Below are 21,126 nucleotides of genomic sequence, written 5' to 3' on the forward strand. Positions count from 1 at the left end.
GACCGCCGAGCCCGTTCCCTGTTCTGCGAAAGGATGCCGGTGGACGCCGATACATGGCAGTTGATCCTGACCTCGTTCTGGCCGATGTTCAGCGCCGGGATCACCGCGACGATCCCGCTGGCGCTGATCTCCTTCGCGCTCGGACTGGTGCTTGCGATCACGGCCGCCTTGATGCGGATTTCGGGCAACCGGCTTCTCTCCGGCGTGGCGCGTGTCTACATCTCCGCCATCCGCGGTACGCCGCTGCTCGTGCAGATCTTCGTGATCTTCTACGGTCTGCCGCAGATCGGTGTCCTGATCAATGAGTACCTCGCTGCAGTCATCGCCCTCTCGCTGAACGTGGGCGGATACGCCGCTGAGGTCGTGCGGGCGGCGATCCTGTCGGTGCCGAAGGGGCAGTGGGAGGCGGGCTTCACCGTCGGGCTCTCGCGGGCGACGGTGCTCCGGCGCATCATCCTCCCGCAGGCGGCCCGCGTCTCGGTGCCGCCGCTGTCGAACACCTTCATCTCTCTCGTGAAGGACACGTCGCTGGTGGCCCAGATCACCGTCGCGGAGCTCTTCCTCTCGGCGCAGCGCATCGCCGCCTTCACCTCGGAGTTCCTCGTCATCTACATCGAGGCGGCGTTCATCTACTGGCTCTTCTGCCTCGTCCTGTCCTTCGGCCAGGACCGCATCGAACGGAGGCTCGACCGCCGTGTCGCACACTGACGCACCCCTTCTCGCCGTCACCGGGCTCCGCAAGTCGTTCGGCGACAACGTCGTCCTCGACGGCGTCGACTTCTCCGTCGCGCCCGGGCAGGTCGTCTGCCTGATCGGCCCCAGCGGTTCGGGCAAGACGACGGTCCTCCGCTGCCTCAACGGCCTCGAGACCCCCGACGCCGGTGTCGTCGCCTTCTCCGATGGTCAGCGTCACGACTTCGCACAGCCTCTCAAGGGCCGCGCGGCCAAGCTCGACCGCGCCGCCCTCCGCGACCGGTCCGCCATGGTGTTCCAGCAGAACAACCTGTTCCCGCACCTCACCGTGCTCGAGAACGTGATCGAAGGTCCCGTGCACGCCCACGGTGCGTCGAAGGATGCCGCGACCGCAGAGGCCGAACGGTTGCTGGGTCGCGTGGGACTCGCCGAGAAGCGCGATGCGTACCCGCACGAGCTCTCCGGCGGTCAGCAGCAGCGTGTCGGCATCGTCCGGGCGCTCGCCCTCGCGCCCGACGTGCTCCTGTTCGACGAGCCGACGAGCGCGCTCGACCCCGAGCTGGTCGGCGAGGTGCTCCTCGTCTTGAAGGAGCTCGCCGAGGAGGGGTGGACGATGGTCATCGTCACGCACGAGCTGGCCTTCGCGCGGCAGGTGGCGGACGAGGTCGTGTTCTTCGACGACGGCGTCATCGTCGAGCGCGGGCATCCGCGCGACATCTTCACCGCGCCGACGAACGAGCGCACGCGGCGATTCCTCGACCGCATCCTGCGTCCGCTCGAGGACTGAGCCTCAGGCGTCGCGCCGGATCTCGAACCCGTCCTCGTCCGTGACCGGCGTCAGCTCGGTCATCGCGACGTGGTCCACGACCGCTCCGCGCGGGCCGGTCGCCGCCCACTCCACCACGGACTCGACGGCGGCGGCATCCCCCTGCACCTCGGCTTCGACGGAGCCGCCTGCGAGGTTCCTGACCCATCCCGTCGCGCCCGCGCCGCGAGCGATGTGCTGCAGGGAGTAGCGGAACCCGACGCCCTGGACGATGCCGCGGACGACCAGACGGATGCGCCGCATCACGCCTCCGTCACGCTGAGGACGACCTTGCCGCGGACGTGACCCCGCTCGACCTCGCGGTGCGCGTCCGCGGCGTGGGCGAGGTCGAAGACCTTGTCGATGTAGACCTGGATGGCGCCCGAGTCGAGCAGCCGACCGAGGGTCGCCAGCACCGACCCGTCGGGCACGACCTTGTACGTCGTCGCGCGCACGCCGGCCGAGGCGGCGGCATCCGCGTAGCCGTCCCATCCGCCCGTCGGGACCATGATGTACAGGCCCCCGGGCCGCAGGACGCCGAGAGAGCGGGCGCCCGTGTCGTCGTGGACGTTGCCGACGAGGTCGATCACGACGTCCACGTCGCCGACCACGTCCTCGAACCGCGTCGTCGCGTAATCGATCGCGACCGACGCCCCCAGTTCACGCAGCCACCCGAGGTTGCCGTCTGATCCCGTCGCGGTGACATGGGCTCCGAAGTAAGCGGCCAGCTGCACGGCGAAGTGGCCGACTCCGCCGGAACCTGCGTGGACGAGCACCCGCTGGCCCTCATGCGCGTGAGCGGTCTCGACGACCAGCCCCCAGGCCGTCAACGCGGCCAGGGGGACCCCCGCGGCCTCGACGTGCGACAGTGACGCGGGCTTGCGTGCGACGGAGAGCGTCGGCACGACCACGTACTCGGCGTAAGTGCCGCCCGACCGCGGGAAGGGGACCATGCCGAAGACCTGATCACCCGGTTGCAGGGGGTGAGCTTCGAAGGGGCTCTTCACGACGATGCCGCTGAAGTCGAACCCGAGGGTCGAGGGATACTCGGGGATCTGCCCCGAGACGCCCCGGCCGGAACGCGTCTTCGCGTCGATGGGATTCGTGCCGGCGGCGACGACGCGCACGAGCAGTTCGCTGAGAGCCGGCTCGGGGACCGGGATGTCGGCTTCGCGCAGGACCCCGGCATCGCCCGGCCCGTCGTACACGACGGCGCGCATGGCAGCGGGGGGAGCGGTCACCTCGACGATGTCGCTCGCGGTGGGGGTTGCGGATCGCAGTGGCCGGAATCGCATCGGCGGCTCCTTCTCACCAGCGCTCGACGGCGGGCGCTCTAGGTGCTCGGTGGATGACCAGTCAACCTCGCCATTGTCTCGGCGGTGTTACGTCGGCATCACCGGGGCAAGAAGCCCGCCCTGAGGCCCTCGGCGCGGCCTAAGAGAGGGATCTGCCGTCGGGCCGTGACCCGGCGACCAGGGCGTGCAGGAGGTGAGCGAGGTTCTCGATGTCCTCGACGCGCCAGTCGCTGAGGGCCTCGAGCAGTGCCCCCTCCTGCGGGCCGCGGGCATCCGCGAGGCGCTCGTGACCGCGCGCCGTGGCGGACAGGAGGCTGGAGCGACCGTCGGTCGGGTCGGGGGTGCGCTCGATGAGGTCCAGATCGGCCAGCTCCCGGACGGTGCGACTCAGCTGGCCCTTGTCGACGGCGAGCATCTCGGCGAGAGCGGACTGCGTCACCGGCTCGTGCCGCGCGATCGTCGTGAAGACCTTGTACGCACCCGGCAGCATGCCGGGGCTCACCCGGTTCGCGTTCTCGGTGATCCGGCGGCGGAACAAGGCGATCAGATCACTGAACTCGCCCTCGAGGGCGCGCACCGCCAGGGTGCGCGCCTCTCGATCGGACTGCGTAGACATCTCGGCCATATTATCGGCGGGGCGTCGCCTCGGCCTCGGAGCGAGCATCGGTGCCGACGTCGGAACCGGTGACGGGCACGGTGCCGGTGGCGGTGATGCTGTCCATCGCGGCGGGGACCGAGACGGTCGCGAGGTCCGCCTCCGAGGCGTTGCGACGCTCCGAAGTGGTCATCGTGCTGAGCGACCGGTTCGGCAGGAAGATCACCGCGAGGATGCTCAGGATGCCGAAGGGCACCGCGATCAGGAATGCGGACGAGATCCCCTGGGCGTAGATGTCCTCGACGATGACGCGGAGCTGGTCAGGCATCTCCGAGACACGGGGGAGCGTTCCCGAGCTGAGCTGCTTTCCCCACGTCGCGCCGGCCGGGCCGATCGCGGTGAGCGCCGCGACGACACGCTCGTGAGAGCCCGCGAACAGGTCGGCGACCCGCGAGGCGAGCGCGGCGCCCATGAGCGAGACGCCGATCGTGCCGCCGAGGCTGCGGAAGAAGGTGACTCCCGAGCTCGCGACGCCGATCTCGCTCGGCTTCGCGCTGTTCTGGACGGCCAGGACGAGGTTCTGCATCGTCATGCCGACACCGGCACCGAGAAGGAACATGTACACCGACACGAGGAAGAAGTCGGTGTCGTAGTGGATGGTCGACAGGAGGGCGGCGCCCGCGGTCAGCAGGATGCTGCCCACCACGAGGTACGGCTTCCAGTGTCCGTAGCGGGTGATGAGGGCTCCGACGCCGATGGACGAGAGCAGCAGCCCCGCGATCATCGGGATCGTCATGAGGCCCGCCTCGGTCGGGGTCGCGCCGCGGGCCATCTGCATGTACTGGCCGAGGAAGACCGATGCGCCGAACATCGCGATGCCGGTGGCGATCGAGGCGACCACAGCGAGGGTGAACGTGCGGTCGCGGAACAGGGTCAGCGGGACGAGGGGCTCCGAGCTGCGGAGCTCGACGATGACGAACAGGATTGCGGCCAGGACGGCGCCGCCGACCATGAGGACCGTCTCCGTGCTCCACCAGTCGTAGCTGCGGCCAGCGTTGGTGACCCAGATGAGAAGGAGCGAGACGGCGGTCGAGAGGAGGACGATGCCGATGTAGTCGATCTTCGGTCGGCGCGTCGACGGGGCGGAGGCGGGGATCGTGCGCTGCACCAAGAGGAGAGCGGCGACGGCGACGGGGAGCGAGACGAAGAAGTTCCAGCGCCAGCCGAAACCGTCGGTGATGACACCGCCCAGGAGCGGACCGCCGACCGTGGCGACGGCCATGACGGCTCCGAACAGGCCCATGTAACGTCCGCGCTCGCGCGGGCTGATGATGTCGGCCATCAGCACCTGGCTGAGGGCGGCGAGGCCACCGGCGCCGACGCCCTGCGCGGCGCGGAAGGCGATGAGCGTGCCCGGGTCCTGCGCGAATCCGGCGGCGGCGGTCGCCAGCACGAAGATCACGAGGGCGATCTGGTAAAGCGTCTTGCGGCCCATGAGGTCGGCGAGCTTGCCCCAGATCGGGGTCGAGATCGCGGTGGTGAGGAGGGTGGCGGTGACGACCCAGGTGTAGGCGCCCTGGTCGCCGTTCAGGTCGTGGATGATCACCGGAAGGGAAGTCGATACGACGGTCGAGGCGATCATCGAGACGAACATGCCGAGAAGAAGGCCCGACAGCGGGACGAGCACCCGACGCCGGGTCGGAGTAGTGGTGGTCATGTACAGCTCCAGATGGTTGACTCACATCAAAGATTGAGAGAAGTCAACTATATGCCGATGCTTGACACGTGTCAACTATATGCAGACGCCTGGCGTGCGGGCGCGCCGAGTTCACGGACCGCAGCCCGGAGGTGAAGCGGTGATCAGTCCGCGAGGGCGAGCGCGCGGAAGATGTCGCGCTCGCGCAACTGCTCACGACGACTGACCGGTGCAGGCTGCTCGCGTCGCGGCGGGGTGTTGCCGGTGGTGCGGCGGTAGAGCTCATCGATGAGCGACGTCGCCAAGTGCACGAGCGCGCCGATCTCGGCCTCATCGCGGTCGATCCATGCGCAGCGCGGCTCGTCTCGGAGTGGCACGAAGTCCTGGTGCTCCTCCCACACGACGAGCGTCCGCTCGGCGCCGAGGACGTGCTGCTGCCACCACACCTGACGCATGTAGGTGCGGGGGATCGACTTCCAGGTCTTGTTGGTCGTCTTGATCTCGGCGAGAACGACACGGCCCCCGGCATCCACCATGATCCCGTCAGGGGTCGCGAGGTGACGCTTCTCGACCTCGGCGTGGAACAGGGCGGACGAGGGCAGGATGCCGTGGGTCGCCGCCACCCACGCGGCGATCTCGGGCTCGCGGCGTCGGCCGTGGTCGGTGTAGGCGTTGCCGCTGAATCCCGACCCGTTGAGCTTGGCCTCGGCGGCCCGGGCGATGGCGCGGTCGCTCGTGAGCGACGCGACGTCCGTGGCGGTGATCCCGCGGGAGCGAGCCCGCATCCACGCGACCCGGTCGCGGGAGTCCGCGACGATCCGGGCAGCGAGTTCGGGAGTCACCCGTCGATCCTAAGTCGCCCCTCCCGCACGCTCGCCCCGACCCGCCGGATGCCGACGGCGAGGATGCTCACGCCCTCAGTGACGTCGAGGCGAGGACGTCGTGCGAGAGCGCGTGCTCGATCGCCAGCATCCCCGCGCCCAGAACGCCGGCGTCGGCGCCCGTCGCGGACTGGACGATCGACAGATGCGCCGTCGCCAGCGGGGCGGATCGGGAGTACACGACCTCGCGGATGCCGGCGATCAGGTGCTCTCCGACGCGGGCCATCGACCCGCCGACGGCGATCACCGAGGGGTTGACCAGGCTGACGCAGGTGGTGAGGACCTCCCCGATGTCACGGCCCGCCTGCCGGACGGCCTGGATGGCCTCCACGTTTCCCCGCTTGACGAGTTCGACGACGTCGTTCGAGGTGCGCGCGTCGACGCCGATCGCGCGGAGTCCGCGCGCGATCGCCGGTCCCGAGGCGAGTGCCTCGAGGCAGCCGCGGTTGCCGCAGGTGCACGGCACATCGCCGCCGCGAGCCACATGAACGTGGCCGATGTCGCCGGCTGCGCCCTGGGCGCCTCGCCTGAGCTGCCCATCTGAGATGAGTCCTGCGCCGATCCCCGTCGCGATCTTGATGAAGAGCAGATCGTCGACTGCGGGCCATGCCGCGGCGCGTTCGCCGAGGGCCATCGTGTTCACGTCGTTGTCGACGAGGACGGGTACCGGGAGGTGTTCCTGGAGGCGGCCGGGGATGTCGAACCGGTCCCAGCCGGGCATGATCGGAGGGTTGGACGGCCGGCCGCTCGAGTGCTCCACGGGTCCGGGCACGCCGATGCCGATCGCCGCCACCGAGGCATCGTCGCGACCGACCTGCGCGAGGAGCCGTCGCGCGACGTCGAGCAACCACGCGAGCACCGAGTCCGGGCCGTCGGCGATGTCGATGGGCTCCGACGACTGCGCGAGGACCACTCCGGCCAGGTCGCTGACAGCGACCGTCGCGTGGGAGGCCCCCAGATCCGCGGCGATGACGACCCGGGCTGCCGGGTTGAGGGCGAACTGGGACGGAGGGCGACCGCCTGTAGAGACCTTGTCCGCCACCGCCGTCACCAGACCCATCCGCATGAGCTCCTCGACGCGCGCCGCGATCGTGGACCGCGCGAGTCCCGTCGACTTGGCGAGTTCGGCACGGGTGCGGGGTGCCCCGTCGCGGAGCAGCTGGAAAAGCTCGCTGGCTCCGGGAGCCAGGGCGGGGGAGTCGGTCATCGGATCATCTCTTCCGGGTCCTGCGATCGGGCGCACGCCTCGACATCCGTCGATTCTCCACCGCCGCGCTATGTCTGACGTGCATGTGACCTCGTCGGCCTGCGCGTGTGGCGTCAGGACGTCCGGCCGGCCGGTCGCGCGAACCGCTGCTGCAGGAGCACGGCGATGACGATGATGACGCCCTTCGCCACGGCCTGCACCGAGGACGACATGTTGTTCTGAACGAAGACGTTGGTCAGGGTGGCGAAGATCAGCACGCCGAAGACGGTTCCCGTCACGGTGCCCCGGCCGCCGATGAGGAGCGTTCCGCCCACCACGACCGCCGCGATCGCATCGAGCTCGAGGAGTTGCCCGTTGACCGACGCTCCCGCGGTCGTGCGTCCGAGGATCATGACGCCGGCGATTCCGGCGCACAGGCCCGAGATCGCGTAGAGGTACATGACGTGGCGCTTGACGTTGATGCCGGCCAGGCGTGCCGCTTCGCGGTTGCCTCCGATGGCGACGGTGCGGCGACCGAAGGTGGTCCGGTTCAGCAGCACCCAGCCGAGGACCGACACGACCAGGAAGATCCAGATGAGCATGTCGACTCCGAGGATGTCGAGGTTCATGAACGTGATGAACTCGCGCTGTCCGCCGACCTGCAGCGTCCTGCGGTTGGCGAGGATCTCGGCGAACCCGCGCGCCCCGACGAGCATGGCCAGAGTGGCCATGAAGGCGACGACGTTGCCGTAGGCGATCACGATCCCGTTCAGGAACCCCGCGAAGACGCCGACCGCGAGGGCGACGATGACCATCACGATCCAGTGGGTCTGGTCGGCGAGGTCCTGGACGGCAGCCAGCGCTCCGACGACCGACGCGAGGCCCAGGACGGACCCGACCGAGAGATCGATTCCGCCGGCGATGATGACGAGCGTCATGCCGATGCTGATCACGCCCACGATAGACGCCTGGCGCAGGATCACCATGATGTTCGACAGGCCGAGGAAGGTGTCGGGGGCGGATGCCGCGCCCACGATCACGAGGACGAGGAGAGCGAGGACCAGGCCCATGTTGCGTCCGACCGACCCCGAGAGGATGCGGCGCCAGAGGGGTGCGTCGTCGACCGTGACGGTCGACGTGGTCGGAGGTGCGTCGGTCGAGGTCAGCGGGGTGTCCGCCCCGGCGGTGGTCTGCTCGCTCACGCGGCGGTTCCTTTCATGACGAGGTCGAGCACGCCGTGCTCGTCGATCTCGGAGGACGGAAGGGTGGAGAGGATGCGGCCCTCCGCGACGACGAGCACGGTGTCGGCGAGGCCGATCACCTCCTCGATCTCGCTGGAGACCACGACGACCGCGTTGCCCTCGGCTGCCAGTCGGCGGATGAGGGCGTAGATCTCGGCGCGCGCGCCGACGTCGACGCCGCGGGTCGGCTCGTCGAGGAGGAGGACCCGCGTTCCGTGCACGAGCCAACGGGCGAGCAGGATCTTCTGCTGGTTGCCGCCCGACAGCGTGCGTGCGGGCCGGTCGGGGTCGGCGGGTCGGAGCTCGAGCGCCTCGATCTGTTCGCGAGCCGCGGCGCGCTCGCCGCGGAAGTCCAGAAAGCCACCGCGCGAGAACCTCGACATCGACGGCAGGGTCACGTTCATCGCGATGGGTTCGTCCAGGACGAGGCCTTGGCTCTTGCGCTCCTCGGGGGAGAGCCCCACCCCCGCCGCGACGGCGTCGACGACCGAGCCCCGGCGCAGGGGCCGGTCCGCGACGGTGACGGTGCCGGAGGTCGCGCGTCGGGCGCCGTAGACGGTCTCGAGGATCTCGGACCGTCCCGATCCGACGAGGCCGGCGAGACCGACGACCTCGCCGGCGCGCACCTGGAAGGACACGTCCTCGAACACGTCGCGCAGCGACAGGTCTCGGACGTCGAGGACCACCGGGGCGTCGGCGGCGGGCGGGGAGGACGGCGGGAAGACGTTCGCGACGTCGCGCCCGGTCATCAGGCGGATCAGATCGGGCGTCGGCGTGTCGGCGACGGGGAGTCCCGTCGCCGTCGTCCGGCCGTCCTTGAGGACCGTGATGCGGTCGCCGATCTGGCGGATCTCCTCGAGGCGGTGGGTGATGTAGACGACGGCGATCCCCGCCGCCGTCAGCTCGCGCACGACACCGAACAGGTTCTGCACCTCGTGGCTGTCGAGGACGGCGGAAGGCTCGTCCATGATGATCAGCTTGACCTCGTGGGAGAGTGCTCGCGCCATCGCGACGATCTGCTTGTTGGCCGCGCTCAGCTGCCCGACCTCGGCGTGGGGCGAGAGGGAACCGTGACCGAGTCGTCGCAGCAGCTCGCGGGTCCGCCGCGCCGCCTCGCCCCGTCGGGTGAATCCGCCCCGGGAGAGTTCGTGGCCGAGGAAGATGTTCTCGGCCACCGTCAGCCCGTCGACGACGTCGAGCTCCTGGTACATCGTCGCGATGCCGAGGGCGAGACCGGCATCCGGGTCGGGGATGTCGACGATCGCGCCGTCCCACCGGATCTCTCCCGCGTCGGGTCTGTGCACGCCGGCGAGGGTCTTGATCAGGGTGGACTTGCCGGCACCGTTCTGTCCGAGGATGCAGTGCACTTCGGCGGGGCGGACGTCGAGGTCTACTCCGCGCAGGGCGCGGACACCGGCGAAGGACTTTGTCACTCCTCGCACCTCGAGTAATGACGGTTCATGGTCATCTTTGATCACGTCGCGAACATAACATGCGCGTCAAGCCTTTGGCGAGGGGCACAGCGCCGAGGTATCAGCAGTCTCTCCGAAGCATCTCGCCCGAGATTCCGCCATTTACGTTCAGGATTCTGGTGCCGGTACTTCTGACGATAGAAAAACAAAAGTTGACGGACACGACATCCGTTCTGTTATGTTCATCCCGTCAGCGCTGACCCTCCTCGTGTGCGTTCTCGAGGCCGAGAGGTGCGCTGGTCGCTTCACACCAGAGCTGCATCACATTCAAGGAGGAAGACATGCGCTCACGCATGACGGCGCGCACGCGCCTCATCCTGACCGGCGTCGCCGCCGCCGCTTCGGTCGGCCTGCTGGTCGGCTGTACGGGGACCGGAGCCGACGAGAACGGTGCCGAGAGGCAGGGCACCACGTCGGAGGAGAACGCGGCGAGCGGGGACACCGTCACGATCGGGTTCTCCGGTCCCGCAGCCGACCACGGTTGGCTCGGAGCCATCAACTCCGGCGCCGCAGACGCCGCCGCAAGCTTCGACGACGTCGAGCTGAAGACGGCGGAAGGAACCAACGACCCCATCGCGCAGATCGCCGCCGTGGAGACGTTCGTCAACGACAAGGTGGACGCCATCGTCCTCCTGCCCACCGACGGTGCGGCCCTGACCGAGGCCGCGATCGCCGCCATGAACGCGGGCATCCCCGTCATCAACGTCGACCGCGAGTTCTCGAGCCCCTTCGCGGCCCGGGCCACCGTCCTCGGCGACAACTACGGCATGGGAGTCTCTGCGGGCACCTACATCTGCGAACAGCTCGACGGGAAGACCGACGCCGTCGTGGCCGAGATCGCCGGCATCGATTCGCTACCCCTCACGCAGGACCGGTCGCAGGGGTTCGCCGACGCGCTGAAGGACTGCGGACTCGACGTCTCCGCCCGGGTCGCCGCCGACTTCACGGTCGCCGGTGGCGAGTCCGCGGCATCGCAGCTGCTCTCGGCCAACCCGAAGATCGACGCCATCTGGAATCACGACGACGACCAGGGAATCGGCGTCCTCGCCGCCATCGCCTCCGCGGGCCGCGACGAGTTCTTCATGATGGGCGGCGCGGGCAGCAAGGCTGCCATGGAGGCCATCGAAGCGGACGACAGCGTCCTGAAGGCGACCGTCATCTACCCGTCCACGCAGGCTGCGGACGGCGTGGCGTTGGCCCGTCTCATCGCGCAGAGCAAGACCCTCGGGGACATCGTGACCCCCGGCATCCCGAACCGGATCGTCCTCGATGCGCCGGTCGTCACGAAGGAGAACGTCGACCAGTACATCGACCTCGCCTTCGAGTGATCACCACGGGGGCGCCCGGTGCGTGGGCGCCCCCACCTTCTTCGAGAGGACACCGTCATGACGACAAGGCTCCGGGTCGCGATGATCGGCCACGGCTTCATGGGTGCCGCCCATTCACAGGGCTGGCGGGTCGCCCCGAGGTTCTTCGACCTGCCGCTCGACCCCGTCCTGCACGTCGTGACCGGCCGCGACGCCGGGTCGACGGCAGCGGCGGCGGCCAAATGGGGCTGGGCGGAGTCCTCCACCGACTGGCGCGCGACGATCGCCCGGGACGATGTCGACGTGGTCGACATCGTCACCCCCGGCGACACCCACGCCGAGATCGCGATCGCCGCGCTCGAGGCGGGCAAGCACGTGCTCTGCGAGAAGCCGCTGGCCAACTCCGTCGCCGAGGCCGAGGCGATGACGCAGGCCGCGGCTCGCGCCGAGGCGCGCGGCATCCGTTCGATGGTGGGCTTCACCTACCGGCGGGTGCCGGCGGCGACGTTCGCCCGCGACCTGGTCGCCGCGGGTCGACTGGGCGACATCCGCCAGGTGCGCGCCGAGTATCTGCAGGACTGGCTGATGGATGCCGAGGCGCCGATGACCTGGCGACTCGACAAGCAGAAGGCCGGCTCGGGCTCACTCGGCGACATCGGCGCGCACGCCGTAGACCTGGCCGAGTTCATCACGGGACAGACGGTCGACAGCGTGTCCGGCATCGTGGAGACACTCGTCCACGAACGGCCGCTCCTGGGTGAAGGCATCGGGCTGTCGGGGACCGCGAGCGCCGAGCGCGGACGGGTGACCGTCGACGACGTCGCGCTGTTCACCGGCCGGCTCAGCTCCGGGGCCCTCGCCTCTTTCGAGGCGACCCGGTATCGGACCGGGCGCAAGAACGCTCTCCGGGTCGAGGTGTCCGGCACCCGCGGCGCATTGGCCTTCGACCTCGAGCGGCTGAACGAGCTCGAGTTCTACGACGCGACCGTCGCCGAGACCGAGCTCGGCTTCCGCCGCATCCTCGTCACCGAACACGGTCATCCCTACCTCGAGCCGTGGTGGCCCACGGGACACATCCTCGGATACGAACACGGGTTCTCGCACCAGGTGCGGGATTTCTCCACGGCGATCGCCGAGGGGGTCGCGCCTCGACCCTCGTTCGCGGACGGTCTCCATGTGCAACGCGTCCTCGACGCGGTGGAACGCAGTTCGGCGGCGGGCAGTCGCTGGGTGCCGACGAACGACTGACCCGCGGGGCGACCCGCATCCACGAAAGGATCTGCAATGGCGCGACCGATCACCCTGTTCACCGGCCAGTGGGCCGACCTGCCGTTCGAGGAGGTCGCGCGCCTCGCCGGGGAGTGGGGGTACGACGGACTCGAGATCGCCTGCTGGGGCGACCACCTCGACGTCTCCCGCTGGGACGACGCGGAGTACGTCCGGAGTCGTCGGGACATCCTCGAACGCAACGGCCTGCAGGCGCATGCGATCGCGAACCACTTGGGCGGGCAGGCGGTCTGCGACGATCCGATCGACCAGCGGCACCGCGACATCCTCTCCGACCGGGTGTGGGGTGATGGCGAGGCCGAGGGGGTGCGGCGGCGTGCGGCCGAGGGGATGAAGGACACCGCCCGGATGGCGGCGAAGCTCGGCGTGAAGATCGTGACCGGATTCACGGGGTCGTCGATCTGGAAGTACGTCGCGATGTTCCCGCCGGCATCCCAGGACATGGTGGATGCGGGCTACGAGGACTTCGCCGCGCGTTGGAACCCGATCCTCGACGTCTTCGACGAGGTCGGCGTGAGGTTCGCCCACGAGGTGCACCCCTCCGAGATCGCCTACGACTACTGGACGACTCACCGCGCGCTCGAGGCCATCGGGCACCGCGAGGCGTTCGGACTCAACTGGGACCCGAGCCACATGGTGTGGCAGGACCTCGACCCCGTGTCGTTCCTGTGGGACTTCCGCGACCGCATCATCCACGTCCACTGCAAGGACACGAAGAAGCGACTCGGCAACGGTCGGAACGGTCGGCTGTCGTCCCACCTCGCCTGGGCTGATCCGCGGCGCGGGTGGGATTTCATCTCCACCGGTCACGGCGACGTGCCGTGGGAGGACGCCTTCCGCATGCTGAATGCGATCGGGTACACCGGTCCGCTCTCCGTCGAGTGGGAGGACGCGGGCATGGACCGCCTGGTCGGCGCCCCCGAGGCTCTCGCCTTCGTTCGGCGGCTGTCGACCTACGAGCCGTCCGCCGCCGCTTTCGACGCCGCGTTCAGCACGCGCTGAGCGCTCGCGCGGAGGGGCGCGAGCGGGCGCAGCGCCGGGGCCCGAGAGCGCGCGGTCCTGTCGAGCGCGTCGGCTGTGGCGCGGCATCCGCCCTCGCTTTCGGTACGGGGACGCGCTTTCGTGCCTCCTCCACACGGGCGAGGCGACCGGGGCTGTCCGGAAGGGCGACGTGCGCGTGTCGTCCGGGCGGACCGGGCGGCACGCTCGGGGGATGCGAGAACTGGACCTGGCTGCCGCCGCGTCGGCGCTGCGGCGTCGAGACGACCTCGTCTTCGATGGGTGGAGCAGACGGGACATCGACGACGCGCTCCGGGGCGGCGACCTCGTGCGGGTGCGCAGGGGGTGGTACTGCGACGGCGGGACCTGGCGGGACCTGTGGCCCGAATCGCAGCACCGCCTCCACATCGCCGCGGTGTCATCGGATGCCGGGGCGCCGCCGGTGTTCTCGTTCACCTCGGCCGCGGTCCTCCACGGATTGCCTCTCTACCGGCTGTTCGTCCAGCGCGTGCACGCGGTCGACGCCGGGGTGGGTCGGCACAGCGGACCCACGGTCGGACGACATCGTGACGCGGTCGACGATGTGGACATCGTCACGGTGGACGGACTCCCGTGCACGAGTCTCGAGCGGACGGTCAGCGATCTACTGCGCGGCGCGAGCCTCGAAGTGGCCGTGGCGGCGGCCGACGCGGCGATGCAACGTGTGGCCGGCCCGCCGCGGCGCTATGACGTGGCGGGCGGAGATGCTTTTCGAGAGCGGTTGCGGGAGCGGCTGCGGCGCAGCTCCGGAAAGCGGGGAGTGCGGGCGGCGCGCGACGTTGTCGAGGTGCTCGACGGCAGATCGGAGCTGCCGCTCGAGTCGGTGACGAAGTTGCAGGTGCGGCGGCTGGGCTTCATGCAGCCCGGCCTCCAGGTGAAGGTGCCCGCCGGCACCGGCACATACTGGATGGACCTTGAACTCGTCGAGGCGGACGCGTTCCTCGAGTGCGACGGCGACGGCAAGTACACGGACCCCGCGCTCACCGCCGGGCGCCCGCTCAGCGGCATCCTTCTGGCGGAGAAGGAACGCGAGGACTGGGTGCGTGGCATCACGGGCCGACGGGTGTTGCGTTGCGCCAGCCGCGACGTCGTCACCCCCGATGCGCTCGCTGACCGCCTGCGGGCCTTCCGCATCACCCTCCCCACCTCGCGAGAGCGTCTCTTCTTGCCGAGAAGGCCCCTTCTTGCCGGGCAATAGCAGGCGCACTCGGCACGAAGCGGCGCTCTCGCGTCCCGGGCGCGCGGCGCACACACGGGCGCGGACGCCGGGATTTGGCGCGCCGGGCGGCGGCACGTACACTGGGGGACAAGCCAAAGACCGTCGGTCATCGTCGTGCGTCCGCGCATGCGATCGAAGCTCTGCATCGCAGGGGCCCACGCAGGTGTACGACAGACTTCCGGGAAACCGGGCTCAAAGCTCCGTGCGCTTGCGCCGGAGCTTTTCTCATGCAGCCCGACCGTCGAGGTCGATGTCCCGCTGCCGCGGGACGTCTCGTACACATCAAGGAGTGACCATGGCGCAGAAGGATGCATCGGTCGCCGAGCTCACGAAGAACTTCGAGAACTCGAACGCCGTCTTGCTGACCGAGTACCGCGGTCTGACGGTTGCCCAGCTCAAGGAGCTGCGCAACAACATCCGTCAGGACGCGCAGTACGCCGTGGTGAAGAACACGCTGACCAAGATCGCCGCGAACAGCGCGGGGATCACGGCTCTGGACGAGGACCTCAAGGGCCCCTCGGCTGTCGCTTTCGTGCACGGTGACTTCGTCGCCACTGCCAAGGCTCTGCGTGACTTCGCCAAGGCCAACCCGCTTCTGGTGATCAAGGGCGGCATCTTCGAGGGCAACGCCCTCACTGCCGACGAGGTCAACAAGTACGCCTCGCTCGAGAGCCGTGAGGTTCTGCTGGCGAAGGCTGCGGGCATGATGAAGGCGACGATGGGCAAGGCTGCCGCCACCATCGACGCGCTTCGCGAAAAGCTGGAGACCGCTGACGCCGCGTAAGCGACGAGCGAGCTCTTTTACACAAACCCCATCTATCTAGGAGATACATCATGGCGAAGCTTTCCACCGAGGAGCTGCTCGAGCAGTTCGCCGGCCTCACCCTCGTCGAGCTCAGCGAGTTCGTGAAGGCGTTCGAGGAGAAGTTCGACGTCACCGCTGCTGCCCCCGTCGCCGTTGCCGGTGCCGGCGGTGGCGCTGCTGCTGAAGAGGTTGAGGAGAAGGACTCCTTCGACGTCATCCTCGAGGCTGCCGGCGACAAGAAGATCCAGGTCATCAAGGTCGTCCGCGAGCTCACCTCGCTCGGCCTCGGCGAGGCCAAGGCCGTCGTCGACGGTGCTCCCAAGGCCGTGCTCGAGGGCGCGAACAAGGAAGCTGCCGACAAGGCCAAGGAGGCCCTCGAGGCCGCCGGCGCGACGGTTTCCGTCAAGTAAGGCGAATCCCTTCACTGGAAGGCTCCGGATGCCGCGGCATCCGGAGCCTTCCGGCGTTAACCGGCCCGGTGGTGAACCGTCAGGGCTCGGCGGTGCGGGAGAGCCCTGAGTCGCGGACCGCAGCGGCGGTCGCGCCCGAGCGCGGCGCCGTCGAGTTGCGGACGACGAGGCGCGGCCGGATCATCACGGTGACGGGGTCGAGCGTCGCGTCCTCGATGTGGCGCATGAGCAGTTCCACCGCCGTCGCCCCCTGTTCGCGGGGCACCTGGCGAAGGGTGGTGAGGGCGAACATCTCGGCGTTGACGTGGTCGTCGATGCCGATGACGCTGAGCTCGGACGGGACGAGGATGCCGAGACGTCGCGCCGCGATGATGGCCCCGATCGCCACTTCGTCGCAGGCCCCCACGATGGCTGTCGGGCGCTCCGACGGATCGCTGAGGAGGTCGACGGCTGCTTCGTAGCCGGCCGGCATCGACAGTTCCGCCGGTGTGCGGGTGACCTGCGCGCCGAGATCGGAGTCGTGCATCTCCCGCGCATATCCGTCGAAGCGGGCGGACTCGACGTGAGGCCAGTGGCTCGAGGACGTGCCGCCCAGGAAGGCGATGCGCCGGTGTCCCAGCGAGATGAGATGGGATGTCGCGAGGGCGGCGGCGAGCCGATCGTCGAGCGTGACGAGGCTCGTGGTCTGCTCGGTGCCGATCACGCTGACGACGGGTCGGTCGAGGGCCAGCAGCGCCTCGGTCTCGCTCGCGGCGGGTTCGAGGCCGACGGCGATGAGGCCGTCGAACCTCTTGCGGGAGAGGAAGTCGTCGAAGACGCGCCGACGGCCGGCGCTGCCGGGCGTCGCGTCGTAGAGGGTCAGGTCGAGCCCGCGTTCCAACAGGGATGCCTGGATGCCCTCGAGGACCTCGGCGAAGAACCACCGGTTCACGTGGGGGAGCACGACGCCGATATTGCGGGTTCGCCCCGTGGCGAGGCTGACGGCGCTGGTCGAGGGGACGTAACCGAGGCGCTGTGCGGCCTCGTGGACCCGCTGTCGTGTGGCCGGGGACACCTGTGCGCTGCCGGTCAGGGCGCGACTGGCCGTCGCCTTGGAGACGCCGGCTTCGCGTGCAACGTCGGCGATGGTGCTCATCGGTCCTCCTCGACCCCGTCATGACCTGTCCCCGTGGTCGAGGACTCAGCGTAGTCGGTGGCGGCCGCGAAGGGAACCGGTTCCATCCTCAGTTCATGGGAGCGATCCCATGCGGATCATAACCGAAAGCACAATGGTTGCAGAACCTTGATATTTCGCAGTTGTGCGGAGAGTGTTCGGCCAAGTAGGTTGTCCTGGAATCGGTTCCCCAAGGATGCGGCCAAGGCTCCTCTGGGCGGACGATGATCCCGAAAGAGGAGAAGTACATGGCATTGTCACAGCGATACCGTCTTCTTGCCCCCGTCGCCCTTCTCGGCGCGGCAGCGTTGATGCTGGCAGGGTGTGCGGAAGGTGGCAGCGGAAACGGCGGCGGCGAGGCGAAGAAGACCGTCCGCATCTCCGGCGGCATCACGGGCGGCGAGGCAGACGCCCTCAACAAGTCCTTCGACCAGTTCACCAAGGACACCGGCATCACCGTCGAGTACGTCGGCGACAAGTCGTTCGAGGGCAACATCGTCACCAAGGTGACCGGTGGCGACGCCCCCGACATCGCGGTCGTCCCGCAGCCGGGTCTGTTGAAGACCCTGGTCGACACCGGGAAGGTCCTCAAGGCTCCCGAAGCGGTCGAGAAGGCCGTCGACGAGAACTGGTCGCCCGACTGGAAGAAGTACGGCACCTTCGACGACACCTTCTACGCGGCACCGATGCTCGCGAACCTGAAGGGGTACGTCTGGTACTCGCCGAAGCAGTTCGCGGAGTGGGGTGTCGAGGTCCCCAAGACGTGGGACGACATGATCGCCCTCTCCGACAAGATCGTCGAGACCACCGGCAAGCCCGCGTGGTGCGCCGGCTTCTCGTCCGAGGCGGCGTCCGGATGGCCGGGCACCGACTGGGTCGAGGACCTCGTCCTGCGCCAGTCCGGTGCCGACGTCTACGACCAGTGGGTCGCCGGTGACGTGAAGTTCACCGACCCGCAGATCAAGAAGGCGTTCGACGCGGTCGGCGAGATCCTCCTCAACCCCGACTACGTCAACGCCGGCTACGGCGACGTGAAGAGCATCAACTCGACGGCGTTCGGCGATGTCGCGGCGGCCGTGGCGAGCGGCGACTGCGCCCTCACCCACCAGGCCTCGTTCCTGTCGGCGAACTTCCTCGACGTGAAGACCGCGGACGGCAAGACCCCCGAGGTCGCGCCCGACGGTGACGTCTACGCGTTCATCATGCCCGGCTACACCGAGGGTGAGCTCCAGATCGAGGGCGGCGGCGAGTTCGTCGCCGGCTTCTCGGACGACGAGTCGACACAGAAGGTCCTGGAATTCATGGCATCGCCCGAGTTCGCTGACGCTCGCGTCGAGCTCGGTGGCGTCATCTCGGCCAACAAGAAGGCCGACCCCAGCCTCGCCTCGAGCGAGTTCCTCAAGGAAGCGATGACGACGCTGCAGGACGACTCCACGGTCCTCCGCTTCGACGCATCCGACCTGATGCCCGCCACGGTGGGTCAGGGCTCGTTCTGGAAGGGCATGGTCGACTGGATCGACGGCAAGGACACCGACACGGTGCTCTCCGACATCCAGGCCGGTTACGAGAACTGATCGTCGCCTGACGATCGGTTGAGCCGAGCGGGGTCGGGCTTCCAAAGCCCGGCCCCGCTTCTCCCGTCCGTACCGCACGGGTACGCCGCTGTACCCAGAAGGGAACCCGCATGTCGCAGACGACCGTCGACAGGCCCGTCGACACCGAACCTGCCGTCACCACCCACGCTCAAGACCCGAGGGGTCGATCGATCACGAAGATCGTCGTCGCCGCAGGCTTCATCCTCATCGCTCTGGTCGCTTTCCTGCTCGCCTTCACCGGTTCGACCGAGGAATCGGCGCGCATCACGATCGGCTTCTCGCTCAACAGCTTCTTCCTGTGGCTCGGCGCGCTGAACCCGCTCATCCAGATCCCCGTCATCCTGCTGGTCTTCGGCCTCGTGGTGGCGATCATCCTGGTGCTCATCGAGTTCGCGCCGCGCCCCGGGCGCGGCTACTTCATCATGCGGCTGGTCGCCTGTCTCGTGATCCCGGTGCTCGCCTTCCTGCTGCTGCGTCCGTACGCCAACGCCGTCGTCTACGTGGTGGCCATCGCGCTCCTCGTCGGGGCGCTGCTCTTCTTCGCGGACTTCCGCTCCCGTCAGGGCGCGGGATACCTGTTCCAGCTCATCCTCTTCATGGCCCCGGCGAGCATCATGCTGATCCTCGGCCTCGTCTACCCGGCGATCGCGACGATCTTCAAATCGTTCTTCGACAAGACGGGCGATGAGTTCGTGGGCCTCGAGAACTACATCTGGGTCTTCACGAACCCCACCGGCACGGCCTCGATCGTCAACACGATCCTGTGGGCGCTGCTGGCGCCGACGATCTCGGTCGTCATCGGTCTCGCCTACGCGGTCTTCATCGACCGGGCCCGGGGCGAGAAGCTGCTGAAGGTCCTCGTGTTCATGCCCGTCGCGATCTCGTTCGTCGGCGCCGGCATCATCTGGAAGTTCATGTACGACGCCCGCCAGGGCGACCAGATCGGCCTCCTCAACGCGATCGTCACCGCTTTCGGCGGCGATCCGGTGCAGTGGCTCGCCATCAAGCCGGTCATCAACACGCTCATGCTGCTGGTCGTCTTCATCTGGACGCAGACCGGTTTCGCGATGGTGATCCTCTCGGCCGCGATCAAGGCTGTCCCGGTCGAGCAGATGGAGGCCGCCGAGCTCGACGGCACCAACGCGTGGCAGCGCTTCCGCAACGTCACGGTGCCCGGCATCCGCTCGTCGCTGATCGTCGTGCTGACCACCGTGACGATCGCTTCGTTGAAGGTCTACGACATCGTCGCCGTCATGACCGGTGGTCGCGACGACACGACCGTCCTCGGGTTCGAGATGGTCAACCAGCAGCAGCGGTTCCAGAGCTTCGGACACTCGTCCGCGCTGGCCGTCGTGCTGTTCCTGTTCGTCTTGCCGCTGATCGTCTACAACGCCCGATCGATGGCCAAGCAGAAGGAAATCCGCTGATGACCGTGGCAGCCCCGACCACGCCGGTCGACAACCGCACCGCGCGCCAGGTCGCGCGCGACACCCGCCGCAACGAGGCGATCGCCCACAAGAAGCTCACGTCGAAGGGCGCCACGATCGCGGCGGCCATCATCGCGATCTTCTGGACGATCCCGACCTTCGGTCTGTTCGTCACCTCGTTCCGCCCCGGAAGCGACACGCAGACGAGCGGATGGTGGACGGCGTTCACCGATCCGAAGTTCACGCTCGACAACTACATGCAGGCGCTGAACTCGGGCGGGACGTCCACGACGCTCGCCTCGGCCTTCGTGAACTCGCTCGCGATCACGATCCCCGCGACGGTGTTCCCGATCGTCATGGCGGCCCTCGCGGCCTACGCGTTCGCGTGGATCGACTTCAAGGGGCGCAGCGCGCTGTTCGTGTTCGTCTTCGCGCTCCAGATCGTGCCGCTGCAGATGGCCCTCGTGCCCCTGCTCAGCCTGTTCTCGGACGGCCTGAGCATCAATGACGTGCCGATCTTCCCCGGCTTCGGTCTGAACGAGGTCGATTACAGCTTCGCCCGCGTGTGGATCGCGCACGCGATCTTCGCGCTGCCGCTGGCGACGTTCATGCTGCACAACTTCATCGCCGAGATCCCGGGCGAGATCATCGAAGCTGCGCGCGTCGACGGGGCCGGACACGGCCAGGTGTTCTTCCGGATCATCCTGCCGCTGGCCGCTCCCGCCATCGCGTCGTTCGGCATCTTCCAGTTCCTCTGGGTCTGGAACGACCTGCTCGTCGCGACGATCTTCGCCTCGCCGGGTGCACTGCCGATCACGCAGGCCCTCAACTCCCTGTCGGGGACCTGGGGCAACAAGTGGTTCCTGCAGTCGGCGGGTACGTTCATCTCGATCCTCGTCCCGCTGATCGTGTTCTTCGCGCTGCAGCGCTTCTTCGTCCGCGGCCTCCTGGCCGGGGCGACGAAGGGCTGATCGCCGAAACGACAGAAGAGGGGGATGCCGGTGGCCACCGGCATCCCCCT

At 68.4% G+C, this 21,126-nt stretch carries 20 protein-coding genes; 11 read left to right on the plus strand and 9 right to left on the minus strand.

All coding sequences use genetic code 11. From position 1 onward, the window contains the following. Nucleotides 1–33 precede the first annotated feature (33 nt). Entirely contained in the window at nucleotides 34–708 is a 675-nt protein-coding gene (locus Q9S78_RS05385; protein ID WP_176770681.1) for an amino acid ABC transporter permease, read from the plus strand. Further along, nucleotides 695–1,480, plus strand: coding sequence for an amino acid ABC transporter ATP-binding protein (locus tag Q9S78_RS05390; protein WP_018186965.1), 786 nt, complete (start codon nucleotides 695–697; stop codon nucleotides 1,478–1,480). The genes Q9S78_RS05385 and Q9S78_RS05390 overlap by 14 nt, the downstream gene beginning before the upstream one ends. A gap of 3 nt (nucleotides 1,481–1,483) precedes the next feature. On the opposite strand, the gene Q9S78_RS05395 is transcribed toward Q9S78_RS05390, so the two are convergent. The 8 genes from Q9S78_RS05395 to Q9S78_RS05430 all read right to left on the minus strand — a co-directional run bounded on the left by Q9S78_RS05395 (nucleotide 1,484) and on the right by Q9S78_RS05430 (nucleotide 9,825). After that, entirely contained in the window at nucleotides 1,484–1,762 is a 279-nt protein-coding gene (locus Q9S78_RS05395; protein WP_018186966.1) for an acylphosphatase, read from the minus strand. Next, on the minus strand, nucleotides 1,762–2,793 hold the full coding sequence (locus tag Q9S78_RS05400; protein ID WP_116228251.1) for an NADP-dependent oxidoreductase: 1,032 nt from the start codon (nucleotides 2,791–2,793) through the stop codon (nucleotides 1,762–1,764). The genes Q9S78_RS05395 and Q9S78_RS05400 overlap by 1 nt, the downstream gene beginning before the upstream one ends. Nucleotides 2,794–2,932: 139 nt before the next feature. Then, on the minus strand, nucleotides 2,933–3,418 hold the full coding sequence (locus Q9S78_RS05405; RefSeq protein ID WP_311869335.1) for a MarR family winged helix-turn-helix transcriptional regulator: 486 nt from the start codon (nucleotides 3,416–3,418) through the stop codon (nucleotides 2,933–2,935). 1 nt (nucleotide 3,419) lies between these two features. Continuing rightward, nucleotides 3,420–5,105 (minus strand): MDR family MFS transporter, encoded by a 1,686-nt coding sequence (locus Q9S78_RS05410; RefSeq protein WP_311869338.1) that lies wholly within the window; start codon nucleotides 5,103–5,105, stop codon nucleotides 3,420–3,422. Between the two features lie 143 nt (nucleotides 5,106–5,248). Next, nucleotides 5,249–5,926: a YqaJ viral recombinase family protein gene (locus Q9S78_RS05415; RefSeq protein ID WP_311859164.1), complete on the minus strand. Its 678-nt coding sequence runs from the start codon at nucleotides 5,924–5,926 to the stop codon at nucleotides 5,249–5,251. Nucleotides 5,927–5,993: 67 nt separating this feature from the next. Further along, nucleotides 5,994–7,172, minus strand: coding sequence for an ROK family transcriptional regulator (locus tag Q9S78_RS05420; RefSeq protein ID WP_311869340.1), 1,179 nt, complete (start codon nucleotides 7,170–7,172; stop codon nucleotides 5,994–5,996). 113 nt (nucleotides 7,173–7,285) lie between these two features. After that, nucleotides 7,286–8,353 (minus strand): ABC transporter permease, encoded by a 1,068-nt coding sequence (locus Q9S78_RS05425; RefSeq protein ID WP_020098131.1) that lies wholly within the window; start codon nucleotides 8,351–8,353, stop codon nucleotides 7,286–7,288. Further along, nucleotides 8,350–9,825, minus strand: a complete 1,476-nt coding sequence (locus tag Q9S78_RS05430) for a sugar ABC transporter ATP-binding protein (RefSeq protein WP_020098132.1) — start codon at nucleotides 9,823–9,825, stop codon at nucleotides 8,350–8,352. Before Q9S78_RS05430 ends, Q9S78_RS05425 begins: the two co-directional genes overlap by 4 nt. A 320-nt stretch (nucleotides 9,826–10,145) precedes the next feature. On the opposite strand from Q9S78_RS05430, the gene Q9S78_RS05435 reads away from it, so the two are divergent. The 6 genes from Q9S78_RS05435 to rplL all read left to right on the plus strand — a co-directional run bounded on the left by Q9S78_RS05435 (nucleotide 10,146) and on the right by rplL (nucleotide 15,930). Further along, nucleotides 10,146–11,192 carry a substrate-binding domain-containing protein gene (locus Q9S78_RS05435; protein WP_311869347.1) on the plus strand — a complete coding sequence of 349 codons (1,047 nt, stop codon included), beginning with the start codon at nucleotides 10,146–10,148 and terminating at the stop codon, nucleotides 11,190–11,192. An 81-nt stretch (nucleotides 11,193–11,273) separates the two neighbouring features. Beyond that, a complete protein-coding gene (locus Q9S78_RS05440) occupies nucleotides 11,274–12,419 on the plus strand; it encodes a Gfo/Idh/MocA family protein (protein ID WP_376716535.1) in 1,146 nt (381 codons plus the stop codon). Nucleotides 12,420–12,455: 36 nt separating this feature from the next. Further along, entirely contained in the window at nucleotides 12,456–13,460 is a 1,005-nt protein-coding gene (locus Q9S78_RS05445; RefSeq protein WP_311869350.1) for a sugar phosphate isomerase/epimerase family protein, read from the plus strand. A gap of 211 nt (nucleotides 13,461–13,671) precedes the next feature. Further along, the gene (locus tag Q9S78_RS05450; RefSeq protein ID WP_311869352.1) at nucleotides 13,672–14,694 is read left to right on the plus strand and encodes a hypothetical protein; all 1,023 of its coding nucleotides are present in this window, start codon (nucleotides 13,672–13,674) and stop codon (nucleotides 14,692–14,694) included. 316 nt (nucleotides 14,695–15,010) lie between these two features. Further along, nucleotides 15,011–15,499 (plus strand): 50S ribosomal protein L10, encoded by a 489-nt coding sequence (gene rplJ, locus Q9S78_RS05455; RefSeq protein WP_018186978.1) that lies wholly within the window; start codon nucleotides 15,011–15,013, stop codon nucleotides 15,497–15,499. Between the two features lie 50 nt (nucleotides 15,500–15,549). Beyond that, nucleotides 15,550–15,930, plus strand: a complete 381-nt coding sequence (gene rplL / locus Q9S78_RS05460) for a 50S ribosomal protein L7/L12 (RefSeq protein ID WP_018186979.1) — start codon at nucleotides 15,550–15,552, stop codon at nucleotides 15,928–15,930. Nucleotides 15,931–16,009: 79 nt separating this feature from the next. Here rplL and Q9S78_RS05465 read toward each other — a convergent pair whose 3' ends face one another. After that, nucleotides 16,010–17,065, minus strand: a complete 1,056-nt coding sequence (locus Q9S78_RS05465) for a LacI family DNA-binding transcriptional regulator (protein WP_311859176.1) — start codon at nucleotides 17,063–17,065, stop codon at nucleotides 16,010–16,012. Nucleotides 17,066–17,331: 266 nt separating this feature from the next. Between Q9S78_RS05465 and Q9S78_RS05470 the strand changes: the two genes are divergently transcribed. The 3 genes from Q9S78_RS05470 (at nucleotide 17,332) to Q9S78_RS05480 (ending at nucleotide 21,076) form a co-directional block, all read left to right on the plus strand. Further along, the gene (locus Q9S78_RS05470; protein WP_026302873.1) at nucleotides 17,332–18,657 is read left to right on the plus strand and encodes an ABC transporter substrate-binding protein; all 1,326 of its coding nucleotides are present in this window, start codon (nucleotides 17,332–17,334) and stop codon (nucleotides 18,655–18,657) included. 110 nt (nucleotides 18,658–18,767) lie between these two features. Continuing rightward, on the plus strand, nucleotides 18,768–20,105 hold the full coding sequence (locus tag Q9S78_RS05475; protein ID WP_018186982.1) for a carbohydrate ABC transporter permease: 1,338 nt from the start codon (nucleotides 18,768–18,770) through the stop codon (nucleotides 20,103–20,105). Beyond that, entirely contained in the window at nucleotides 20,105–21,076 is a 972-nt protein-coding gene (locus Q9S78_RS05480) for a carbohydrate ABC transporter permease (RefSeq protein WP_018186983.1), read from the plus strand. Before Q9S78_RS05475 ends, Q9S78_RS05480 begins: the two co-directional genes overlap by 1 nt. Nucleotides 21,077–21,126: the final 50 nt, after the last annotated feature.

This window comes from Microbacterium aquilitoris (assembly GCF_031932285.1).
Lineage (GTDB): Bacteria > Actinomycetota > Actinomycetes > Actinomycetales > Microbacteriaceae > Microbacterium > Microbacterium aquilitoris.